General features: G+C 32.8%; 15 protein-coding genes. 14 read left to right on the top strand and 1 reads right to left on the bottom strand.

The annotated features are described in order from the left end of the window. Positions 1–49 precede the first annotated feature (49 nt). The 11 genes from ACUN3A_RS14995 to ACUN3A_RS14945 all read left to right on the top strand — a co-directional run bounded on the left by ACUN3A_RS14995 (position 50) and on the right by ACUN3A_RS14945 (position 14,370). Positions 50–1,969: a DUF294 nucleotidyltransferase-like domain-containing protein gene (locus ACUN3A_RS14995; RefSeq protein WP_445552090.1), complete on the top strand. Its 1,920-nt coding sequence runs from the start codon at positions 50–52 to the stop codon at positions 1,967–1,969. Then, a complete protein-coding gene (locus ACUN3A_RS14990; protein ID WP_445552089.1) occupies positions 1,969–2,640 on the top strand; it encodes a 3'-5' exonuclease in 672 nt (223 codons plus the stop codon). The genes ACUN3A_RS14995 and ACUN3A_RS14990 overlap by 1 nt, the downstream gene beginning before the upstream one ends. 519 nt (positions 2,641–3,159) lie before the next feature. Beyond that, positions 3,160–4,599 carry an MFS transporter gene (locus tag ACUN3A_RS14985; protein WP_445552088.1) on the top strand — a complete coding sequence of 480 codons (1,440 nt, stop codon included), beginning with the start codon at positions 3,160–3,162 and terminating at the stop codon, positions 4,597–4,599. A gap of 41 nt (positions 4,600–4,640) precedes the next feature. Beyond that, positions 4,641–5,957: an MFS transporter gene (locus ACUN3A_RS14980; RefSeq protein ID WP_445552087.1), complete on the top strand. Its 1,317-nt coding sequence runs from the start codon at positions 4,641–4,643 to the stop codon at positions 5,955–5,957. Positions 5,958–6,045: 88 nt separating this feature from the next. Next, positions 6,046–6,882: a 5-dehydro-4-deoxy-D-glucuronate isomerase gene (kduI, locus tag ACUN3A_RS14975; protein ID WP_445552086.1), complete on the top strand. Its 837-nt coding sequence runs from the start codon at positions 6,046–6,048 to the stop codon at positions 6,880–6,882. Positions 6,883–6,905: 23 nt separating this feature from the next. Beyond that, positions 6,906–7,700, top strand: a complete 795-nt coding sequence (locus tag ACUN3A_RS14970) for a gluconate 5-dehydrogenase (RefSeq protein WP_445552085.1) — start codon at positions 6,906–6,908, stop codon at positions 7,698–7,700. Between the two features lie 21 nt (positions 7,701–7,721). Further along, on the top strand, positions 7,722–9,122 hold the full coding sequence (gene uxaC / locus ACUN3A_RS14965) for a glucuronate isomerase (protein WP_445552084.1): 1,401 nt from the start codon (positions 7,722–7,724) through the stop codon (positions 9,120–9,122). Positions 9,123–9,354: 232 nt separating this feature from the next. Next, positions 9,355–10,377 (top strand): PfkB family carbohydrate kinase, encoded by a 1,023-nt coding sequence (locus ACUN3A_RS14960; RefSeq protein ID WP_445552083.1) that lies wholly within the window; start codon positions 9,355–9,357, stop codon positions 10,375–10,377. Positions 10,378–10,393: 16 nt separating this feature from the next. Then, a complete protein-coding gene (locus tag ACUN3A_RS14955) occupies positions 10,394–11,065 on the top strand; it encodes a bifunctional 4-hydroxy-2-oxoglutarate aldolase/2-dehydro-3-deoxy-phosphogluconate aldolase (RefSeq protein ID WP_445552082.1) in 672 nt (223 codons plus the stop codon). A 223-nt stretch (positions 11,066–11,288) separates the two neighbouring features. Beyond that, positions 11,289–12,731, top strand: coding sequence for a tagaturonate reductase (locus ACUN3A_RS14950; RefSeq protein WP_445552081.1), 1,443 nt, complete (start codon positions 11,289–11,291; stop codon positions 12,729–12,731). Positions 12,732–12,756: 25 nt separating this feature from the next. Beyond that, positions 12,757–14,370, top strand: coding sequence for a UxaA family hydrolase (locus tag ACUN3A_RS14945; protein WP_445552080.1), 1,614 nt, complete (start codon positions 12,757–12,759; stop codon positions 14,368–14,370). 93 nt (positions 14,371–14,463) lie between these two features. On the opposite strand, the gene ACUN3A_RS14940 is transcribed toward ACUN3A_RS14945, so the two are convergent. After that, positions 14,464–15,495: a LacI family DNA-binding transcriptional regulator gene (locus ACUN3A_RS14940; RefSeq protein ID WP_445552079.1), complete on the bottom strand. Its 1,032-nt coding sequence runs from the start codon at positions 15,493–15,495 to the stop codon at positions 14,464–14,466. A gap of 298 nt (positions 15,496–15,793) precedes the next feature. Here ACUN3A_RS14940 and ACUN3A_RS14935 point away from each other — a divergent pair, with 298 nt between their 5' ends. Genes ACUN3A_RS14935 through ACUN3A_RS14925 form a run of 3 tightly spaced genes read left to right on the top strand, consistent with a single transcriptional unit; the run spans position 15,794 to position 22,310 of the window. Further along, positions 15,794–17,242, top strand: a complete 1,449-nt coding sequence (locus ACUN3A_RS14935) for a glycoside hydrolase family 28 protein (protein WP_445552078.1) — start codon at positions 15,794–15,796, stop codon at positions 17,240–17,242. A 56-nt stretch (positions 17,243–17,298) separates the two neighbouring features. Next, complete coding sequence (locus ACUN3A_RS14930; protein ID WP_445552077.1) at positions 17,299–20,508, top strand: SusC/RagA family TonB-linked outer membrane protein; 3,210 nt, start codon at positions 17,299–17,301, stop codon at positions 20,506–20,508. Positions 20,509–20,525: 17 nt separating this feature from the next. Beyond that, positions 20,526–22,310 carry a RagB/SusD family nutrient uptake outer membrane protein gene (locus ACUN3A_RS14925; RefSeq protein WP_445552076.1) on the top strand — a complete coding sequence of 595 codons (1,785 nt, stop codon included), beginning with the start codon at positions 20,526–20,528 and terminating at the stop codon, positions 22,308–22,310. Positions 22,311–22,335 lie beyond the last annotated feature (25 nt).

The raw sequence follows: 22,335 nt of genomic DNA, 5'->3' as shown, positions 1-22,335 counted from the left end.
GTGTTTTTTTTATAATATATTTTAGTTCTAAAAACATTATCCTCACCAGATGAAAAATACTATCTCACATAGAGTTGCTGATTTCCTGAAGAACTTCCCTCCTTTTACTTTTTTAAATCAAAATGACATTGAAGTACTTTCGGAACAAATTTCTATAATTTACAAAGAAAAAGACAGTGTTATTTTTGCCGAAAATGAAGAAACTCATGACTCCTTTTACGTAGTACATAAAGGTGCCGTTGTACTTAGAAAAGGCCTAAAAAACGACACTATTGATATGTGCGATGAAGGTGATATCTTCGGATTAAGACCTCTTCTAGCTAATGAAAATTACAAAATGGAAGCTCGAGCTTATGAAGAAACCATTCTTTATGCGATACCTATAGCTATTTTCAAGCCATACGCTTTAGTAAATAAAAATGTTGGGGGGTTTTTAATTCAAAGTTTTGCTTCCAATACGAATAACCCCTATTCTGAAAGCTATAGAGGAAAATTGTATGGCGAAACCTTAGCTGGTGATCTTTTGGAAAATGATACTCAAATATTGGATATTCATCCTGTAAAATATTCTAAAAAAATCATTACCTGTTCATCAACAACCACTGCCAAAGAGATTGCTCAAATGATGACAAAAAAAAATGTAGGCGCCATACTTGTCGTTGAAGATAAACTTCCTATTGGCATTATTACCGATAAAGATCTACGGGATAAAATTGTTACCGGCGAATATCCCATTACTTCTGCGGCATCCGCAATCATGACTAGTCCAGTTATTACTTATCCTAAAAAATTAACTACTACACAAGCGCAAATGGCGATGATGAAAAGTAACATCAGCCATATATGCCTTACTAAAGACGGTACACCAAATACCAAAGCCGTTGGTATTCTTTCTAAACATGACGTGATGGTATCGCTAGGTAACAATCCAGCGGTATTGATAAAAGCAGTTAAAAGAGCCAAAAAGTACAAGGATATAAAACCAATACGAGCTAGCATCATGCAGTTACTGCAAGGCTATTTGGACCAAAACATACCAATAACACTAACATCAAAAATTATTACCGAGTTAAATGATGTCTGCATTCAGCAGGTTATTTCTATAGCGCTGAAAAAAATGAGTACTCCACCGCCAGTAAAATTTGGCTGGCTAGCCATGGGAAGTCAAGGCAGAAGCGAACAGTTATTGCAGACCGATCAAGACAATGCTTTGGTCTATGAAGATGTTGCCGAAGAATTAAAAGAAAAGACTAAAAAATACTTCTTAGAATTGGCTACTCATGTCAACAAAGGATTATTTGAAATTGGATACGAATATTGCCCTGCCGAAATGATGGCATCAAACCCAAAATGGTGTTTGAGTCTGGACGAATGGAAAAAATTAGTACACCATTGGATCACAAATACAGGAAAAGATGAAGTACTATTGTCTTTTATATTTTTTGATCATAGCCTCTCTTATGGCGATAGCGAACTTGTCAACAAACTTTCAGATTTTATTTTAGAAGACATAAAAGCAAATCCCGTATTTTACCTTCATTTAGTGAGCGGTGCTTTGCAAAGCCCTTCCCCTACTGGATTTTTTAGACAATTTTTATTAGAACAAGATGGCGCAAATAAAGATTTTTTCGATATAAAAAGAAGAGCTTTAATGCCATTGAGTGATGCTGCTAGGGTTTTAATTTTATCCCATGCGGTAAAATCAATCAGCAACACTCCTGAACGTTTTGAGAAATTAGCCGAACTGGAACCTCAAAATAAAGAATTGTATTTATCCTGTGCCTATTCCTATAAAGCGCTTTTAAAATTCAGAACCAAACAAGGACTTCTGCATAATGATTCCGGACAATATATCGCCTTAGAGCATCTTACCAAATTAGAAAAAATCAAATTAAAAAGTACTTTTAAAACCATTAAAGAACTACAAGAAATTATCTCTATTCGATTTAATCCATCAAATATATTGTAATGACGAACTTTTTTGAAAAATGGAAAACCGAACTATTTGATTTTTTAAAAATATCTAAAAAACCAATTGACGAAGCACTCCTTTACAGTGTTGAAAGCACACGTTTTGTAGTTTTAGACACCGAAACCACTGGTTTTGATTATGACAATGATCGAATGCTTTGCATAGGCGCGATTACTTTGCAAAATGGTATCATTTCCATCTCTGAAAGTTTTGAAATGTACATACATCAGGAACACTACGATAAAAAAAGTGTTCAAATACATGGAATCTTAAGAGACTTGGTTATGAGCAAACCCAGCGAATTAGAAGTTTTGCAACAGTTTTTAATTTTTCTTGGTGATTCAATCATAATTGCCCATCATACCATATTTGATATAACCATGATTAATCGTGCGTTGGAGCGAAATGGACTTCCGTTATTAACTAACAAAACATTGGATACGGCATTTCTTTATAAAAAAACATTGATTAGATCTAATTTATTGGAATATAAAGATCATTACGCACTAGATGATCTTGCTGATAAATTTGATATTTCCAAAAAAGACCGGCATACCGCAATGGGGGATGCTTATATTACTGCTATTGCCTTTTTGAAAATTGTAAAAAAATTAAAAGAGAAAAAAACAAAAGGCGAGTTTCTTTTAAAAGATTTATATCATTTTTAAACTCAATTCTATATTTTTTTTTAGAAGCATTATAATCAACTTACACATCTGTCTTCCCAATATCTTTGACTTTTTTTTAAAGAAAAAAAGCAAACGATGCCGTTACAATCATGTTGAATTAACATTTAATATTTTTTAATTTTTTCATCATTATAAGCAACTTAGCCGTTAATTATGTGATTTTAATTTCAACAAAATGGCCTCATCAAATTTTAATTTTGCTGTAAAAATCGCTTCCATGACTAATCTGTTCAACGAGTTAATTTCAAAAATAGGAAATCATAAAAAAAAAACAAAATTTTACTTTTTTGTGTAATTGATTATATTTACAAACTAAATAACCACATACAATCAAGCAAATTATATCTTTGCGACAAAAAAAGGCATTCTTTATTATTATATTAAAAAAAAACGAGTTAATAAATTGTATATACAAAAATTAAAGTTATTTTTGTGTAATCGATTGCATTAATAATTACAATTAAATTAAACCTATAAAATTTTAAACAGAAACAATAAATGGACAATAAAAGCATAGGAAAATACAGATGGTCAATTTGCGGATTACTTTTTTTTGCAACAACAATTAACTACTTAGACAGACAGGTACTTTCGTTAACATGGAATGATTTTATTGCTCCAGAATTTCACTGGACTAATAATGATTACGGAAATATTACCGCTTTATTTTCAATTTTTTATGCAGTTTCTTTATTGTTTGCAGGTAAATTTGTAGACTGGATGGATACCAAAAAGGGCTTTCTATGGGCAATTGGAATATGGTCTATAGGAGCATGTTTACATGCTTTTGCAGGAATCGCAACATCAGGAGTAATTACAGGCAATTGGTTTGTTGGTTTTGAAGGAGCTAAAGAAGCAATTCACACTGTAAATGATACTGCCTTGGTAATTAACGTAAGTGTTACTTTGTTTATCTTTGCTCGTTTCGTACTAGCTGTGGGTGAGGCTGGAAACTTTCCTGCTGCTATTAAAACTACAGCTGAATATTTCCCTAAAAAGGACAGAGCGTTTGCAACAAGTATTTTTAATGCAGGAGCTACAGTTGGAGCATTAGCTGCACCAATAACTATTCCATTTATTGCAAAAGCATTTGGATGGGAAATGGCTTTTATTATCATTGGTGCCCTTGGTTTTGTTTGGATGGGATTCTGGACATTTATGTATGACAAACCTGAAAGACATCCAAAAGTAAATGCTGCTGAATTAGAATATATACGCCAAGATGATGTTGCTGATAGTAAATTAGCAGGTTATGTTGCAGAAACTACTACTAAGGTATCACTGATTGATTGTTTTAAATACAAACAAACATGGGCTTTTGCTTTTGGAAAATTTATGACAGATGGTGTGTGGTGGTTCTTCTTGTTCTGGACACCTGCCTATCTAAGTTCAGTTTACGAAATGGACTCTACAGAAGCTGCCTTCCCTTTATTTGTATTATATGCAATTACTTTACTTTCAATAATTGGAGGTTGGTTACCAACTTACTTTGTGGATAAAAAAGGAATGAATCCTTATGAAGGTCGAATGAAATCAATGTTGATTTTTGCATTTTTCCCTTTATTAGCATTAGTTGCACAACCGTTAGGACACATTTCTTATTGGTTACCAGTTATAATAATTGGTATTGCAGGAGCTGCACACCAAGCTTGGTCAGCAAATATTTTCACTACAGTTGGTGATATGTTTCCTAAAAAAGCAATCGCTACTATTACAGGTATTGGTGGATTAGCTGGAGGTATTGGATCTACAATAATCAATAAAGGTTCCGGAATGTTATTTGACTATAGCAAAGAAAGCGAAATGGTTTTTATGGGCTTTAAAGGAATTGAAGCCGGCTATTTTATCATTTTTTCTATCTGTGCTGTTTGTTATTTAATAGGATGGGTTGTAATGAAATCATTAGTACCTAAATATAGCCCTATTACAGATCTATAAAAAAACCTACATAATTACTAACCTAACCAAATTTGTAATTTATGAACCAAACCAATGCTGCGATAGGAAAATATCGTTGGACAATATGCAGTTTAGTTTTTTTTGCTACGACAGTAAATTATTTAGACAGAAATGTAATAAGTTACTTAAGACCATTTTTAGCGGAAGCTTTTCATTGGTCACCTGAACAAGAAGTAATAGATTATTCGAATATTGAATTAGCTTTTAAAATTGCTTATGCATTAGGAATGCTAATGGCAGGAGGATTCATAGATAAATTAGGTACTAAATTAGGTTATGCAATTGCGACAGGTTTATGGAGTTTAGCAGCCATAGGACATGCTTTTGCAACTGGTACTGGAGGTTTTTTAATTGCGCGTGTATTTTTGGGAATTACTGAAGCTGGAAATTTCCCAGCAGCAATCAAAGCTACAGCCGAATGGTTTCCACAAAAAGAACGAGCATTGGCGACTGGAATTTTTAACTCTGGAAGTAATATTGGAGCAATAATCGTTCCTTTATCTGTACCTTTTATTGCTGAAAACTATGGTTGGCAATGGGCATTTATAGCAACTGGAATTATTGGTTTTATATGGCTATTTTTGTGGTTTATATATTATGAAGTACCCCAAAAACAAAAACGTTTATCGCAGGCTGAACTCGATTATATTAATTCTGATAAAATTGAAGTAGCAAAAAATGAGAATACTGAAAAAGTATCTTGGTTCAAATTACTTTCTTTTCGTCAAACTTGGGCATTTGCTATTGGTAAATTTTTAACCGATCCTGTCTGGTGGTTTTATTTATTCTGGTTGCCAGATTTCTTAATGAAACAATACAAACTTACTGCAACTGGAATTATTTGGCCATGCGCATTGGTTTATGTTATTGGAAGTATAGGAAGTATTGGTGGAGGATGGTTACCATTAAAATTAATTAATAAAAATTGGCCAGCTTACAAAGCTCGTAAAACAAGTATGTTAATTTATGCATTTGCCGTTTTACCAGTTTTATTTTCTCAACACTTAGGAGCAATCAACATGTGGTGGGCAATTTTAGTTATTGGTTTAGCAGTTTCTGCACATCAAGCTTGGAGTGCAAACATCTTTACAACAGTATCTGATATGTTTCCAAAAAATACGACAGCATCAGTGACAGGAATTGGCGGAATGTTCGGTGCATTTGGCGGAATTTTGTTAACTTTGCTCGTCCAAAAAAATATGTTTGTTTACTATACTAAAATTGGAAAAATAGAAACTGGTTATTTTATTATGTTTTGTATTTGCGGAGCTGCTTATTTATCAGCTTGGCTCATCATGCATATTTTGGTCCCGAAAATGAAAAAAGTAGAATTATAATTTATAAACAAATAAAATTTGATTTGAATTATGTTTTCTAAATTTAAAAATATAATTTTGTGCAATCGATTACATTAAACTTTATACCATGACTAAATACAGTTCTAGATACGCATCTAGCCCAGAAGCAGTAAAACAATATGACACTAAACAATTAAGAGATGAATTCTTAATTGATGATTTAATGAAAGAAGATGAGATCAATTTAACGTATTCTCATTATGACCGTTATATTGCGGGTTCGGCTGTTCCTGTTAAAGATTTAACATTAGAAACAATAGATCCATTAAAAGCTGGTTATTTCCTAGAACGTAGAGAAATGGGAATTATAAATGTTGGAGGAAACGGTTCTGTAGTTGTTGAAGGAACAACTTATGAATTAGGTTTTAAAGATGCTCTATATATTGGAAGTGGAAATAAAGAAGTAATTTTCAAAAGTGCAGATAGCAAAAATCCTGCAAAATTTTACATCAATTCTGCTCCAGCTCATACAACATATCCAACTAAAAAAGTAAGTTTAGCTGAAGCTAAAAAACTGGAATTAGGGACAATGGAAACAGCAAATCACCGTACCGTAAATCAAATGATTATTGGTGGTGTTGTTACTACTTGCCAATTGCAAATGGGTATGACTGAATTAAGACCAGGAAGTGTTTGGAACACTATGCCTGCACACGTTCATGATCGTAGAATGGAAGTTTATTTCTATTTAGATATTCCAGAAAATCAAGCAGTTTGTCACTTTATGGGACAACCACAAGAAACAAGACATATTTGGATGAACAATCATCAAGCTGTTATCTCTCCACCGTGGTCAATACACTCTGGCTCTGGAACAAGTAACTATACCTTTATTTGGGGAATGGCGGGTGAAAACTTAGACTATGGAGATATGGATGTTTGTAAAATAACAGATTTAAGATAATTAATAACTATTAAATAAAAAATATGTCAATCAACCTTTTTGATTTAACTGGAAAAACAGCATTAGTAACTGGTGCAGTTCATGGACTTGGAATGGCAATGGCAAAAGGACTTGGTCATGCTGGTGCAAAAATTGTAATAAACGATCGTTCTTCAAGAGAAACAGTAGATAATGCCGTTGCTGAATACAAATCAGTAGGAATTGATGCTTACGGATATATATTTGATGTAACCGATGAAGCTGCTGTAATTGAAAACATTAAAAAAATAGAAGCAGAAGTTGGTCCAATCGATATTTTAATTAATAACGCTGGTATCATCAAAAGAACTCCTATCGTTGAAATGGAAGTGAAAGATTTCGCAGAAGTTATCAATGTAGATTTAATTAGTCCTTTTATCATGTCAAAAGCTGTTGCTAAAGGAATGATTGCTCGTGGAACTGGAGGAAAAATTATCAACATTTGTTCAATGATGAGCGAATTAGGTAGAGATACTGTAAGTGCTTATGCTTCTGCAAAAGGTGGTTTGAAAATGTTAACTAAAAGCATGGCAACAGAATGGGCTAAATTTAACATTCAAACAAATGGAATTGGACCTGGATACTTTGCTACAACTCAAACAGCTCCTATTAGAGTAGATGGACATCCATTTAATGATTTTATCATTAGCAGAACTCCAGCAAATCGTTGGGGAGATCCAGAAGATTTACAAGGTGCTGCTGTATTCTTGTCTTCAAAAGCAAGTGATTTTGTAAATGGACACATCCTTTACGTAGATGGTGGTATTCTTGCAACTATTGGAAAACCATCAAACGAATAATAATATTTTAAGAAGTTTATAATGAGCACAAGTTTCATACACGATAATTTTTTATTAGAGAATAAATTTGCAGAAGAACTGTATCACGGTTATTCTAAAAACCAACCTATTATTGATTATCACAATCACTTAAATCCTCAATTCATTGCCGAAGATAAAATTTTTGACAATATTACTAATGTTTGGATAAACGGAGATCACTACAAATGGCGTGCAATGCGTACTTTGGGAATCAACGAAAAATTTATTACAGGTGACGGTTCTGATAAAGATAAATTTTTAAATTGGGCTAAAACTGTTCCATATACAATGCGTAATCCTTTGTACCACTGGACGCATTTAGAATTAGCTCGTTATTTTGATATTACTGAGTTATTAAACGAAAAATCAGCGGAAAGAATTTACGAACAAGCTTCTGCAAAAATAAATTCTCCAGAATACAGTACACGAAACTTGCTTACAAAAGTAAATGCAGAATTCGTTTGTACTACTGAAGATCCAATTGACACATTAGAATGGCACCAAAAATTAGCGGTGAGCGATTGTAAAACTAAAGTAAGTACTGCATTCAGACCTGATAAAGCGATTTTAATTTCGAATGATGGTTACAACGAATATATTGACACTTTAGGTCAAGTAACGGGTATTACAATCAACACTTATACTGATTTATGTGATGCTTTAAGAAATAGAATTGAGTATTTCACTAAAAACGGTTCAAAACTTTCTGATCACGGTCTAGATCAAATTTATTTTGAAGCTTATACAGAAAGTGAAGTAAATGCTATTTTCAAAAAGAAAAGAGAAAAAGCTACATTGACTAATGAAGAAGCTTTGAAATTCCAAAGTGCTATCTTAGTTTACTTATGTGAAACCTACCATGAATTTGGATGGGTACAACAATTTCACTTAGGAGCATTAAGAAATAATAATGCTCGTATGCATAGTATTTTAGGCCCTGACACTGGATGGGATTCTATTGGAGATTATCCACAAGCTCAAAAACTATCTGGTTTCTTGAACTCTTTAGATAGTAAAGACAAATTAACCAAAACGATTATTTATAACTTAAATCCTGCTGATAACGAAGTAATGGCCACCATGATTGGTAACTTTAACGACGGAAGTGTTAGAGGAAAAGTTCAATTTGGTTCAGGTTGGTGGTTTTTAGATCAGAAAGATGGAATGACTAAACAATTAAATGCTCTTTCAAATATGAGTTTAATTAGCTGTTTCATCGGAATGTTAACTGATTCAAGAAGCTTCTTATCTTTCCCAAGACATGAATATTTCAGACGTATTCTTTGTAATCTTTTAGGAGATGAAATCAAAAGAGGTGAACTTCCTAATGACATGGAATGGATTGGAAAAATGGTTTCGGATATTAGTTATAATAATGCTAAAGAATATTTTAAATTTTAATTTTCTTTGAACCATTAAGACATTAAGGTTCATTAAGCTAAAATTTAAAAAAGATAGCGAGAAGATTAAGCAGATTTATTTTTAAGAAAATAAAAAATCATTATAATCTTTTAATCTTTGGCTAAATAAAAAATAAACCATTAAGATATTAGGTTTCATTAAGCTCAAAACTTTATTCCCTTAATCTCTTAATGGTGAAAAGAAAAATTTTTACTGGTAAAAAAATAAAAAAATGAATAAAGTAGTTTCATTCGGAGAAATAATGTTACGCCTTTCAACAGAAGGAAATTTACGTTTTGGTCAAGCCACAGCATTTGGGGCAACTTACGGAGGTGGCGAATTTAATGTTGCCGTTTCTTTAGCAAATTATGGTGTAAACGCTGAGTTTGTAACACGATTACCAGAAAATGAGATTGGAACATGCGCATTAAGAGAAATGCGAAAAATGAACGTTGATTGCAACAACATCGTTTATGGTGGAGACCGTTTAGGTATTTATTTTCTTGAAACAGGAGCTGGAACACGAGGAAGTAACGTAGTATACGACCGAGCAAATAGTTCTATGGCAACAATAGAAAAAGGTACTATTGATTGGGAAAAAGTCCTAGAAGGTGCTAACTGGTTCCATTGGAGTGGTATTACTACCGCTATATCTGAGAGTTCAGCCCAAGCTTGTTTAGAAGCTGTTAAAATAGCTCATAAATTAGGGTTAACTATATCATGTGACTTAAATTACAGATCTAAATTATGGCAATATGGAAAAACCCCAAGTGAGGTTATGCCTGAATTATTGCAATACTGCAACGTAATTTTAGGAGATATTGATACTGCTTATTTCATGTTAGGAAAAGCTAAAGTAAATCCAAACTACCAAGACGAGAAATCACTTCCAGTTTTATATACAGCCTTATTTGATTTGCTTCCAAATTTAAAAACAGTTGCCACTACATTACGTTATTCCGTAAGTGCTTCGCATCAAAGAATTGGTGGGATATTATTTGACGGAAAAGCAATATATCAAGGAGCTGTAAAAGAAGTTACACCTGTAATTGATCGAGTTGGAAGTGGTGATGCCTTTATGGGAGGATTAATTTACGGTTTGTTAGAATATCCGACTAATAGTCAAAAAGCATTAAACTTTGCAGTTGCCGCTTGTTGTTTAAAACATACCATCGCAGGAGATTACAATTTGGCAACATTAAAAGAAGTACAAAACATGGCAGATGGTGATTCTTCGGGATTAGTATCTAGATAAAAAATATAAAATAATTATGGCAAAATATACAAGAATTGAAGTTGCAGCAGTAATGAAAGAAACAGGATTAGTTCCTTTATTTTATCATACTGATGTTTCATTAGCAAAAAAAGTACTTAAAGCATGTTATGATGGTGGAGCCCGATTAATGGAATTTACCAGTAGAGGAGATTTTGCTTTTGAAATTTTTGGTGAACTTAATAAATATGCAATAGCTGAATTACCTGGAATGATTCTAGGAGTAGGATCTATTACTGATGCAGCAGCAGCTTCTCTTTATATGCAATTAGGAGCAAATTTTATTGTTACTCCTGTTTTTAGAGAAGACATCGCTATTGCTTGTAATCGCAGAAAAGTATTATGGTCACCTGGTTGTGCATCACTTACAGAAATTGCAAGAGCAGAAGAATTAGGTTGTGAAATTGTAAAACTTTTCCCTGGTGAAATCTATGGACCTCAATTCATAAAAGGTGTAAAAGGACCTTGCCCTTGGACAAGTATCATGCCTACAGGAGGAGTTACAACTGCCAAAGATAATCTAACAAGTTGGTTTGATGCTGGTGCAGTATGTGTCGGTATGGGTTCACAACTAATTACAAACGAAATATTGAAAAACCAAGATTTAGATCTATTGGAAACTCAAGTTAGAAACACATTAGCTACAATTAAAGAAATTAGACAAAAATAAAATATTTTAGTTTAATTGATTAAAGATAGAATCTGAAGATTTCAGAAATTTTGAAATCCAAAAAAGCTAAATAAGCGATTGAATACTGGAAGGAAAGATTTGATCCCCAATCCTCATTAAAGGATTAAAACTGATATTCCAGGACATTAGTCGCTTATTATTGTAAAAAACAATTAACGGTTTAAAATAAAAAAAGGCCGGAAAATAAATAGTAAAGGAAAAAATGAAAAATTTAAATAGAAAAAATTTAGGATTAGAGAAATTACAACCTATTAAAGTAATTCAATTTGGAGAAGGGAATTTCCTAAGAGCTTTCGTTGATTACGCTTTTCACAAACTAAATAAAGAATTAGATTTCAAAGCCGGAATTGCAATTGTTCAACCATTGAAAGACGGTATGGTAAACATGATTAATGATCAGGATGGTCTTTACACTTTGTTTATGAATGGGATCAAAAAAGGTGAAAAAATACAAGATATTGAACTAATTTCTAATATTGTAAAAGGTATAAATCCATATACTCAATTTGCAGATTATTTAGCTTTAGCCAAAGAAGAAGAACTTCAATTTATTGTTTCAAATACTACAGAAGCTGGAATTGAATTCATTGAAACTGATACTCCGGATATGCAGCCACCAGCTTCATTTCCTGCAAAGTTGACTGTTTTGTTATACGAAAGATTCAAACATTTCAATGGAGATGCTGCTAAAGGTTTAACAATCATTCCTTGCGAATTAATTGATTATAACTCTGAAACTCTGAAAAAAATTATTTTACAATATGTTGATTTATGGAAATTAGAAGATGCATTTAAAACTTGGGTTTCAGATGCATGTTCATACCATAGTACTTTGGTTGACAGAATTGTTCCTGGATATCCAAGAGCTGAAATCGAAGACTACAATAACAAATTAGACTATCAAGATAATCTAATTGTTGCTGCTGAGCCATTCTTTCTTTGGGCTATCGAAGGTGGTGATGCTTTAAAAGAAAAGTTACCATTCCACAAAACGGATTTGAATGTAAAAATTGTTGACGATATCCGTCCTTTTAAAATGATAAAAGTTCGTATTCTAAACGGTGCACATACAGCAATGGTTCCTTTTTCACTTTTGCACGGTAACAAATTAGTAATGGAAACTGTTAACGGAGATTTTACTGGACCATTCGTAAACAACGTTATTGGAGAAATTAGCGAAACCCTTGCAATGGACAAAAACGAAATCACTGCCTATGCCGAAGAAGTAATGGATCGTTTTAAAAATCCATTTATCAAGCATGCATTGGCTGATATTGCTTTAAATTCTATCTCAAAATTCAAAGTAAGAGTTTTACCAAGTTTATTAGGATATTATAATGCAAACAAAAAATTACCTACTAATTTGACTTTTTCATTAGCTTGTTTAATCCAATTTTACAAAGGAACATGGAATAACGAAGCATTACCTGTAAAAGATACACCTGAGTTAGTTGAAGCATTTCAAAATGCTTGGCAACTAGGATCTTTAGATTTAGTTGTTGCTAAAGTTTTAACTAACACAGAATTCTGGGGTGAAGATTTAACAAAAATTAACGGTTTATCTGAGGCATTAGTAGTAGCTTTAACTGAAATTGAAGCTAATGGAGTTGAAAAAGGTTATGCAAATTTCAGTTCAAAATACTAATTAGAATTTTCTAAAATTAATTATCATGCAAAAAAAATTAATAAAAGTAAACCCAGCAGATAACGTAATTGTCGCTTTAACCGATTTGGTACAAAACGAACAAATTGCGTTTGAAGGAACTACAGTCATACCAACAACTGATGTTAAAGCAAAACATAAAATCACAGAGAAAGATTTTGCAGTTGGTGATGAGATTATAATGTATGGCGTTTTGGTAGGAAAAGCTGTAGAACCTATAAAAAAAGGAGAAGTAATTACCACAGAAAATGTAAAACATCAAAGTGAAAAAGTTTTTGGTAAAACGGGAAATTTAGGCTGGACTCCACCAAATGTAGATCGTTGGAAAGACAAAACTTTCAACGGATATCACCGTACTGATGGACAAGTTGGAACCAAAAATGTTTGGTTATTTATTCCATTGGTTTTTTGTGAAAACAAAAATATAGAAAAACTGAAAGATATTTTTGAAAATGAATTACTGCCAAAAAAAGAAGTTTCTTATAAAAATTTATTACGATCTTTAATTGAAGAAAAAAGCATAGAAGAAGTTTCTGAGAAACAATCAAATGAAAATCTTTTAGATAATATTGAAGTAAAATTCATCAACCATCAAGGTGGTTGTGGTGGTATTCGACAAGATTCGGAATTGTTGGCAAAACTGCTTGCAGGATATGTGAACAATCCAAATGTTGCTGGTGCAACTATTTTAAGTTTGGGCTGCCAAAATTTGCAAGTAAATATTTTTAAAGATGCATTGAAAACAATTAGTCCGAATAATGATAAAGAAATTTTGATCTATGAGCAGCAACAAATTGGAACTACCGATCAAATGTTCCAAATGGTGATTAAAGATTCTTATGAAGCTATTAAAAGAGCCAACAAAATTGAACGTAAACCTGCTCCTCTTTCAAAACTAAGTATTGGTCTCGAATGTGGTGGGTCTGACGGGTTTTCAGGAATTTCTGCTAATCCAGCATTAGGAGTTGTTTCAGATATTTTTGCAGCTTTGGGAGCGAAATCCATTTTGGCAGAGTTCCCGGAATTATGCGGCGTTGAGCAAGAATTGATGAACCGATGTGTGGATGAAGAAAAAGCAGATAAGTTTTTAACTTTGATGAAAGCTTTTGAAAAATCAGTTGTAGATGCAGGTTCAGGGTTTGATATGAACCCTTCTCCAGGAAATATTAAAGACGGATTAATTACTGACGCCATGAAATCTGCTGGGGCTTCTAAAAAAGGTGGAACTGCACCTATCGTAGACGTTTTGGATTACGGAGAATACATTTCAAAACCAGGTCTAAATCTCCTAAATACACCAGGAAATGACGCCGAATGTACCACAGGATTAGTTGGATCAGGAGCAACAGTTGTTTTATTTACCACAGGTTTAGGGAATCCGATGGGGAATCCAGTTGCACCTGTTGTGAAAATTGCTTCAAACACGGCATTAACTAATAGAATGTCTGATATTATCGATTTCAATGCTGGAACTGTGATTACTGGTGAAAAAAACATAACCGAAGTTGGAGCAGAACTCGTAGATTACATTATAGAATTGGCAAGCGGAAACGTAGAAACAAAAGCAGATCAATTGAAACAAGATGTATTTATTCCTTGGAAAAGAGGAGTTTCATTATAATAGCATAACAAAATTTTTAGATTATTTGTTTAAAAAAAAGCTGTTAGAAAATAAATTCTAACAGCTTTTTGCTTTTTAAAAATTTTCCAAAAATTAGGAATTTATTATTCTTGTAGAAGATTTTCGGATATGTAATGTAGGGTTAAGAACTACTTTCTTTTCAATTTTAACATTAGTAGTATTATTGATTTGTTCCAAAAAGACTTTAGCAGCCATTTTTCCCATCTCTAAAGGTGACTGGTCAACTGATGAAATTGATAATTCCATAAATCGGGTAAAAGGCTCATTTCCAAAACCAAAAACACAAAACTCATCAGGAATTGATATACCTCTTTCTTTAAGCTCTTGAATAGCCCCTAAAGCCGCAAAATCACTCGAAGAAAAGATACCGTCAGGAGGAGGATTCAACCCTAATAATTTTTCGACAGCAAGTCTTCCTGCTTCTACATTACTCTTGGTTTGAAAAACGTAGTCTTCATTACATACTAATCCAAAGTCTTGTAAAGCTTGATGGTATCCTTTGTTTCTATTAAAAAATATTTCTAGTGATTGATCTCCTGTTAAATGAGCAATCCTTTTACAACCTTGCTCTATAAGATTCTTTGTAGCTAAATAACCTCCTTCAAAATCATCAATAGTTACAGAACTCACACCATCCATATTTTTCTTTCTATCAAAAAAGATTAAAGGCACATTCTTATCAACAACATTCTTTATCACATGATCATTTTCTTTTGAAACATTTGATATAGACATTAAAATTCCATCAACTTGAGCATCTAATAATGTAGTTATGTTTTCAATTTGTCTCTTTTCCTCTTCATGAGTTTGACAAATAATAACATGATACCCTTCTGGGTTCAATTCTTCTTCAATTCCACGAATTACTGAAGCAAAAAAGTTACTATCAATACGTGGCACAATAACACCAACATTATTACTTTTTCCAGAGCGAAGAGATTGCGCTAATCTATTTTGTTTGTAATTCATTTTGGTAGCCGTTTCCAATACCAATTTCCGAGTAACCTCGCTGATTTTAGGATTATTATTTAAAGCTCTGGAAACAGTCGCTGCTGTAATATCGAGTGCTTTGGCAATATCGTAGATAGTCGTTTTTTGATCCATTCTGGAATTTAAAATATTCAATTATATCGGTAAAAATAAATAAAAAAAAAACAATAAAACTGTTTAAATGTTATCGATTGCACAAAAATTAATTTATTAGATATTTTTCGCTTCAAAACACAACATAAATATCAAAAATCGCTCAAAAAAACTCATATACTAACAATATCGTAAAAATATCAACTTTTAATTTTATTTCTATTTTTTTAACTGCACTTTTTTTTGTTTATATTAATTTTATATGTACGTTTGTGCAATCGATTACATGGTTTTAATTATACATTCAAAATAAAACTCAATGAAATTATTTAAAACATATACAATTTTCAAAACCTTCTCTAGTAAAACAGTATTTTTTCTTATTTTTACTTTATTTGTCGGGTTTTCAGTTTTTTCACAAAAAGACAATCAATCGAAAGAACAATGGAAAAAAATGGAATCAATTGTAAATTCAATAAAATACCCAAGTTTTCCAAATAAAACATACAATATACTTCAATATGGAGCACAATCTAATACAACATTTGACAATACTGAAGCAATAACAAAAGCCATTCAAGAATGCAGTAAAAACGGAGGTGGTATAGTATTAATTCCAAAAGGAAAATATTTATCACATGCAATTCATTTAGAAAACAATGTGAACTTTCATTTAGACAAAGATGCTGAAATTCTTTTCAGCACAAATCCAAAAGATTATTATCCATTGGTACATACTTCTTTCGAGGGAACAGAATTAATGAATTATTCACCTTTAGTCTATGCGTATCAAAAAACAAATGTAGCAATTACAGGGGAAGGAACATTAAACGGTCAAGCTAGCAGTGAAAACTGGTGGCCTTGGTGTAGCAGCGAACAGTACGGTTGGAAAAAAGGAACTCCTTCTCAGGCTGACCCTCTCAATCGATTAAGTTTAGTAGAAATGGCAGAAAATAACGTGCCTGTTTCCAAAAGAATATTTGGAGAAGGACATTATCTAAGACCAAATTTTATAGAATTTTTTGAATGTAAAAACATTCTTATTCAAAATATCAATATCATTAATACGCCATTTTGGGTTATTCATCCAATGAAATCAGAGAACTTAATCGTAGATGGTGTTAATATTAATAGTCATGGACCAAACAATGATGGATGTGATCCTGAATATTCTAAAAATGTAATCATTAAAAATTGTACTTTTAATACTGGAGACGATTGTATTGCAATAAAATCAGGTCGTGATGCTGATGGAAGAAGAGTCGCTATGAAAAGTGAAAATATTATTGTTCAAAACTGTACCATGTTTGATGGACATGGTGGAGTCACTATCGGAAGTGAAATATCTGGAGGAGTAAGCAATGTATATGTCGAAAATTGCAAAATGAACAGTCCAAATCTTGATATTGCTATTCGATTAAAAACCAATTCTAAAAGAGGTGGATTAATAGAAAACTTTTATGTTCGAAATATAGAAATAGGTCAGGTTAAAGAAGCCGTATTAAAAGTGGATATGTTTTATAATGTCCATGGTAATCAAAACGGAACATTTATACCTCGTATAGAAAACATCTATTTAGAAAATGTACAAGTAGAAAATGGTGGAAAGTATAGCATATTAGCAAAAGGTTATAAAGAATCACCTATCAAAAATATAACATTTGAAAATGTAACAATTAAAAAAGTAAAAGAACCTTATTCAATCGAAAACGTAAACAATTTAAATTTTATAAACACTTATATCAATGGAACAATAATGAAAAACTAAAATTACAGATCAACAAAAACAAAAAAACCAATAATTAATTCATAAAAAACAAATTTATGCACAATAACCATTTATTTAAAAAAAGAGCAAAAAACTATTTTGCCTTTATTCTTTTTCTGGTATTTTTCATGAGCAATAAAACATTTGCGCAAGTAACCATAGAAGGAACTGTTAAAGATGCTGCGGGCTTAACTTTACCCGGGGTAAACATTATAGAAAAAGGAACAAAAAATAGTACATCTTCAGATTTTGATGGTAAATACAAATTAAAACTTACAAATTCTAAAGCTACGTTAGCTTTTTCTTTCATTGGTTTTAAAACCAAAGAAGTTGAAACAGCTGGAAGAACTAAACTTGATGTTTCTTTAGCTGACGAATCAAACGCATTAAACGAAGTTGTAGTTATTGGGTATGGAACAGCCAAAAAATCTGATTTAACAGGTGCTGTTGCAACGCTTTCTGGTGCTGAACTTAGACGAAATCCAGTAGCTAACGTTGCAGAAGCTTTGACTGGACGTATTGCTGGAGTTTCAGTAACTTCTTCAGAAGGTTCTCCAGATTCAGAAATTCAGATCAGAGTTCGTGGAGGAGGTTCTTTAACACAAGATGCTTCACCATTACTAATTGTTGATGGATTTCCAGTAAACAGTTTAAATGACATTTCTCCTTCTGATATTGAATCTCAAACCGTTTTGAAAGATGCATCGGCTACTGCAATTTATGGTTCAAGAGGAGCAAATGGAGTTATCCTTTTTACAACCAAAAAAGGTAAAAACGGTAAAATTACTGCCAATTTCAATATGTACTATGGTATGAAAAAAATGGCAAATGATATTGATGTTCTTGAATCTGGCGATTTTACAAAGTGGCAATATGAATATGCTTTACTTAAAAATGCTGGTGACCCTAGCTCCTATCAAAAATATTTCGGAGCATGGCAAGATCACGATTTATACGATGGTGTAAAAGGAGATGATTGGCAAAAACAAATTTACGGTCGTACAGGAGAAGTTAAAAGTCGTGATTTAGGTATCCGTGGAGGTTCTGACAAAATTAATTACAACTTTAACTATGCTCATTATGATGAAAAAGCTATCATGATTGGCTCTGATTATAATAGAAACAACTTATCGTTAGCATTAAACAGTAAGGCTAGTGATAAAATCGATCTTTCATTTACTATGCGTTATTCCAATACTGAAATAAATGGTGGTGGAGCTAATGAACAAAAAGAGGCTTCATCAAACGATTCACGTTTACGTCATGCTGTTGGATATTCTCCTATACCATTACCAGGATTAACAACAGATAACACTGATGAAGCGGTTTCAAGTTATCTTGTAAATCCTTTTGTAGCAACTGCAGATAATGATCGTCAACAACTACGAAAAAATTTCAATATGCTTGGTAGTTTTTCTTGGAAATTAATCGATAATCTAACATTTAAATCAGAATTCGGATTAGATAACCGTAATAATCAAGATTATCGATTTTATGGCCGTTCTACCTATTATGTAGCTAACATTCCTTCTGCAACAAACCAAGGTATGCCAGCACTTGTAATCACTGATCAAAAAAATACAACCTTTAGAAATGCGAACACACTGAATTATGATTTCAAAAAAATATTAGGTTCTGATCATCACTTAAATCTACTTGCTGGAGAAGAGATGATAAACACAACTTCAAATACTATGACATCTACTATTCATGCCTTCCCTAAAGATTTTGATTTCGATAAAGCACAGAAACTTACTTCACAAGGTATAGCTCAATCAGTTGATAATTTTTATAGTCCAGATGATAAATTACTTTCATTTTTTGGACGTGCACAATATGACTATAAAAGTAGATATTTATTAAGCGCTACCTTTCGTGCAGATGGATCTAGTAAATTTTCAGATGGAAATAAATGGGGCTATTTTCCAGCAGCAGCAGCAGCATGGAAAATTTCTGAAGAAAGTTTCCTTAAAGATGTAAATTGGATAAGCTCACTTAAAATAAGAGCTAGTTATGGAGAGGCGGGGAATAATAATATTCCGACTGGACAAACAGCTACAGTTTTTCAATCAGGAACTTCTACTTGGATAAATGCAAGTTCTAACCAATTGGCACCACCAAAAACTATGGCAAATTCAGACTTAAAATGGGAAACTACTGTAACACAAAACTTAGGTTTAGATTTTGATTTTTTCAAAAGTCGTATCAACGGATCTTTAGAAATGTATAAAAATAAAACACAAGATTTATTAATATTATTTCCAGTAGGTGGAGCAGGATATAATAATCAATATCGTAATATGGGAGAAACCCAAAATACGGGTTACGAAGCTACTTTAAACATAGCAGCTATACAACAAGAAAAATATGGTTTGAATTTTTCTTTTAACATTGGTATCAATGAAAATCGCATCAACTCTCTTGGAGTTATGAGTGATTTTTACCAATCTAGTGATTGGAATTCACAAATTAAAAATGAATATTCTGTAAAAGTAGGTTCATCAATTGGTACAATGTATGGCTATAAAAATGATGGTCGCTATGAAGTATCTGATTTTGATTATGTTGGAGGTAAATATATCCTAAAAACAGGAGTTGCTAACTCTGAGTCAATTGTAGGTGCAGCACAACCAGGGTACATGAAATTAAAAGACCTTGATGGAGATGGAGTCATAACGACCGCAGACCAAACTGTTATAGGAAACGCTAATCCAAAGAATACTGGAGGTTTTATAATTAATGCTAATGCTTATGGATTTGACCTTTCGGCTGCATTCAACTGGAGCTATGGTAATGATATTTATAATGCCAATAAAATTGAATTTACTACCTCAAATCTAAATGGACAATATAGAAATTTACAAACAGAAATGGCAGATGGACAAAGATGGACGAATCTAGATACTGCTACAGGTACCTTAGTTACAGACCCTACAGCATTAGCGGCATTAAATGCTAACACTACAATGTGGTCACCATATATGAAACAGTTTGTTTTTAATGACTGGGCTGTAGAAGATGGTTCTTTTTTAAGACTTAACACTCTTACACTTGGCTATACTGCTCCAGAATTCTTTAATTCTAAATTAGGAATTACTAAATTGAGATTTTACGGTACAGTTTCTAACGTTTTTGTATGGACAAATTATTCAGGACCAGATCCAGAAGTTTCTACAAGAAGAGCCACACCTCTAACACCAGGTGTTGATTCTTCAGCATATCCACGTAGCAGACAATTTATTTTTGGTCTAAACCTTAATTTCTAATTAAAAACTATCAAAAGATGAAACATACAATAATAATAGCAGGAATAGTTTTAGCTAGTCTCTTTACATCTTGTCAAGAGGATTACTTAGATGCACCAGCACAATCCACTCTAGACGAGTCAGTAATTTTTTCTTCTCCAGCACTAGCTAAAGCAGCTATAGATGGAATCAAAGTCCCTTTTGGAGAAACCAATTCTTACAGAGGTAGATTCCTTCCATATTATGGTTTAAATACAGATATCGAATGGAATAACACTTCAACAACTGTAGGTGATGGGGCTGATTTACAAAACTATAGTACCCTTTCAACAAATACAATAATGAATACAACTGACAATGCTTGGTCACAAATGTATTCTGGAATTGAACGTGCCAATCTTTGCATACGCGGACTTCGTCAATACGGTAATCCTGAACCTGGTACTGAATTAGGATATCTATTAGGAGAAGCTTTAACACTACGTGCCATTTATTATGCTGATTTAGTGAAAGCTTGGGGGGATGTACCTTTCCGATTTGAACCTGTAAGCAATCCGACTATATATATAGCAAAATCAAGTCGTGACCAAGTTTACAAACAACTTCTTAAAGATTTAGGAGAAGCAGCAACATTAGTACCATGGCCTAATGAGACAACAGCTACAAAAAGTGTTGAAAGAATTAACAAAGCTTTTGTTAAAAGTTTTCGCGCTCGTTTAGCGATGGCTGCCAGTGGTTTTCAGCAGTACCCTGATGGAATCCACAGAAGTACTGACCCTGAACTTTCTGTTCCTACAATGTACAAACTAGCTTTAGATGAATCTCGTGCTGTAATTGCAAGTGGAAAAGCTCATTTAGAATCATCATTTGAAACATTCTGGAGAAATTACAATAAAGAAGTTATTACAGCTGGTGGAGAATCACTTTGGGAAATTCCTTTTGGCGATGGTAGAGGTAGAATGCTATTTTCGTTTGCAGTACGTCACACTAGTGTTGACCAATTTCAAGCTAATGGAGCTAATAAAGGTGGAATTGCAGGTCCTCTTCCTTTTGTGTTTTACGATTACGACCAAAAAGATACTCGTAGAGATGTAACTTGCGTTCCATACAAATATGGTACAGCTGTAGATAATGTTGCAAAACAGGAACTAGGATCATTAAATACATGGTATTTTGGAAAATACCGTTATGAATGGATGACTCGTCGTGTTACTTCAACAAATGACGACGGTGTTAATAAAATTTATATGCGTTATGCTGAAGTTCTTTTAATTGCTGCTGAAGCAGCTAATGAATTGGAAGGAGTTGCAGCAGCTAAACCCTATTTAAAAGAAATACGCAAAAGAGCATTTGCTTCAGCGGATCAAGCTCTAAAAGTTGATGCTTATGTTGATGCAATTACCAGTAAGGAAGATATGTTTAACAAAATTGTAGACGAAAATCAGTTCGAATTCACAGGAGAAATGGAACGTAAACAAGCCCTTATTCGTTGGAATTTACTTAAAACAAATTTAGATCTTGCTAAGTCTAAAATGAAGGATTTACAACAACATACTGGTAAATACGCTGATGTACCAAGTACTTTATATTTCAAATATAAACTTGACGATCCTACAACACTTATCATTTACGGATTAAACCGCGGAGAAACCGTAAGTCCTGGAGTAGATTATACTGCAATGACATGGGCTGCCCTTGATGACACCAAAATTAATTCTCTTTACAAAACTGGTGCAAATCCAGATAACAAACAATTTTGGCCAATATGGCAAGTATTCATTGATTCAAGTAATGGTCTATTGTTTAATGATTACGGTTATTAAAAATCTTACAAAAAAATAATAATAA

Source organism: Flavobacterium sp. WC2509 (assembly GCF_052683105.1).
Note: the sequence above shows the minus strand (reverse complement) of the source record. Positions and strands in the feature narration are given on the sequence as shown.

Coding starts and splice junctions, on each gene's coding strand:
- ACUN3A_RS14995 (WP_445552090.1), top strand. CDS start 50: ATGAAAAATACTATCTCACATAGAGTTGCTGATTTCCTGAAGAACTTC.
- ACUN3A_RS14990 (WP_445552089.1), top strand. CDS start 1,969: ATGACGAACTTTTTTGAAAAATGGAAAACCGAACTATTTGATTTTTTA.
- ACUN3A_RS14985 (WP_445552088.1), top strand. CDS start 3,160: ATGGACAATAAAAGCATAGGAAAATACAGATGGTCAATTTGCGGATTA.
- ACUN3A_RS14980 (WP_445552087.1), top strand. CDS start 4,641: ATGAACCAAACCAATGCTGCGATAGGAAAATATCGTTGGACAATATGC.
- kduI (WP_445552086.1), top strand. CDS start 6,046: ATGACTAAATACAGTTCTAGATACGCATCTAGCCCAGAAGCAGTAAAA.
- ACUN3A_RS14970 (WP_445552085.1), top strand. CDS start 6,906: ATGTCAATCAACCTTTTTGATTTAACTGGAAAAACAGCATTAGTAACT.
- uxaC (WP_445552084.1), top strand. CDS start 7,722: ATGAGCACAAGTTTCATACACGATAATTTTTTATTAGAGAATAAATTT.
- ACUN3A_RS14960 (WP_445552083.1), top strand. CDS start 9,355: ATGAATAAAGTAGTTTCATTCGGAGAAATAATGTTACGCCTTTCAACA.
- ACUN3A_RS14955 (WP_445552082.1), top strand. CDS start 10,394: ATGGCAAAATATACAAGAATTGAAGTTGCAGCAGTAATGAAAGAAACA.
- ACUN3A_RS14950 (WP_445552081.1), top strand. CDS start 11,289: ATGAAAAATTTAAATAGAAAAAATTTAGGATTAGAGAAATTACAACCT.
- ACUN3A_RS14945 (WP_445552080.1), top strand. CDS start 12,757: ATGCAAAAAAAATTAATAAAAGTAAACCCAGCAGATAACGTAATTGTC.
- ACUN3A_RS14940 (WP_445552079.1), bottom strand. CDS start 15,495: ATGGATCAAAAAACGACTATCTACGATATTGCCAAAGCACTCGATATT.
- ACUN3A_RS14935 (WP_445552078.1), top strand. CDS start 15,794: ATGAAATTATTTAAAACATATACAATTTTCAAAACCTTCTCTAGTAAA.
- ACUN3A_RS14930 (WP_445552077.1), top strand. CDS start 17,299: ATGCACAATAACCATTTATTTAAAAAAAGAGCAAAAAACTATTTTGCC.
- ACUN3A_RS14925 (WP_445552076.1), top strand. CDS start 20,526: ATGAAACATACAATAATAATAGCAGGAATAGTTTTAGCTAGTCTCTTT.